The sequence below is a fragment of the Microvirga arsenatis genome (genome assembly GCF_009910705.1).
In the GTDB taxonomy this organism is placed as follows: Bacteria; Pseudomonadota; Alphaproteobacteria; order Rhizobiales; family Beijerinckiaceae; genus Microvirga; species Microvirga arsenatis.
Window position 1 is genome coordinate 1 of record NZ_JAAAXJ010000062.1, and the last position, 1401, is coordinate 1401.

Below are 1401 nucleotides of genomic sequence, written 5' to 3' on the forward strand. Positions count from 1 at the left end.
GAGCTATGACGGATTTTGGGTGACGAGGCTGATCAGGCGACGTTGTGTGATGGCATCGTTGTAATCTCGGCGCCGTCCTGGAATCTGACACCGGCGATCACCTTCGGCAACTGGTTTTCGCCCATCAGCCGGCGCCAACCCTTCGCCGCCGCCATGACCAGCTTGAAGACCATCAGGCGCGCAGTCCTTGAGGACAGAGAGCCCTTGGTGCGCACCGTCCGATGCCGGACCGTCGCGAACACGCTCTCAATCGGATTGCTCGTTCGCAGATGAAGCCAATGCTCGGCGGGAAAGTCGTAAAAGGCGAGCAGAGCGCGCTGATCCTTCGTCAGGCATTCGGCGGCTTTGGGGTAGCGGGCCGCATATTTCTCGACGAAGACGGCGATCGCCACCTCGGCTGAGGCCCGGCTTGGCGCGAGGTAGATCTCCCGCAGGTCCGCCTTCATGCCCGGCTGCACGGATTTCGGCACCTTGTTGAGGACATTGGCCGTCTTGTGCAGCCAACAGCGCTGATGGTGGGTGCCGGGAAAGAGCTCGTCGAGCGCCTTCCAGAAGCCGAGGGCCCCGTCCCCGACAGCGATCCGGGGCGGAACCGACAGGCCCCGCCGCTTGATCTCGACGAGAAGCTCTCTCCAGCTCTGCGTGCTCTCGCGCACGCCGGTCTGGAAGCCGACCAGTTCCTTCTTGCCTTCCGGGGTGGCGCCGATCAGCACCAGGATGCATTCGGCCTGATCCTCCATCCGGGCCTGGAGGTAGACCCCGTCGGCCCAGACATAGACGTAGCGGCGGGCTGACAGGTCGCGCGCCTGCCAGCGCTCGTACTCGGCCTGCCATTCGCCGGTGAGCCGGGTGATGGCGGACGGCGACAGGTTGGGGGCATCCTTGCCGAGCAAGGCTGAGAGCGCCTCCTGGAAGTCGCCGGTGGAGAGCCCGCGCAGGTAGAGGATCGGCAGCAGCGCATCCAGGCTCTTCGTCCGCCGGGCCCATTTCGGCAGGAGGGCGGAGGTAAAGCGGATGCGGTCCTCCTCGCCCGTGGCGCCGCGGTCGCGGATCTTGACCCGGCGGACCTCGACCGGACCGATGCCAGTCTGGATCGTGCGTTCGGGGCCGTGGCCGTGCCGGACCAGGCGGTCGCGGCCGTCCGGCAGCTTCAGGTCGCGCATCTGAGCCAGGAAGGCCTCAGCCTCATTCTCAATCGCCTGGGCCAGCAGCTTGCGGGCGCCAGCGCGCAAGATTCCCGTCAGGGGATCGTCAATCGCATCGGGCTGACGCAGGCGTAAAACATTGGTAGTCTCGGTCATAGGCGTATCGCTCTTCTCGAAGAGGTTCTGGCAAGGCTTGTCACCCGCCTCGGTACGCCGCCTTTCTCAAACCGTCATCACCTAGATTCCGCCATAGCTC

The 1401-nt window shown here is 65.0% G+C and carries 1 protein-coding gene; it reads right to left on the minus strand.

Going from position 1 to position 1401, the window contains the following annotated elements:
* Positions 1 to 32: 32 nt before the first annotated feature.
* Positions 33 to 1301 carry an IS256 family transposase gene (locus GR303_RS24210; protein WP_161727019.1) on the minus strand — a complete coding sequence of 423 codons (1269 nt, stop codon included), beginning with the start codon at positions 1299 to 1301 and terminating at the stop codon, positions 33 to 35.
* Positions 1302 to 1401 lie beyond the last annotated feature (100 nt).

Excerpts from the sequence above, each read along its gene's own strand:
- GR303_RS24210 (WP_161727019.1), bottom strand. The coding sequence starts at position 1,301 with ATGACCGAGACTACCAATGTTTTACGCCTGCGTCAGCCCGATGCGATT.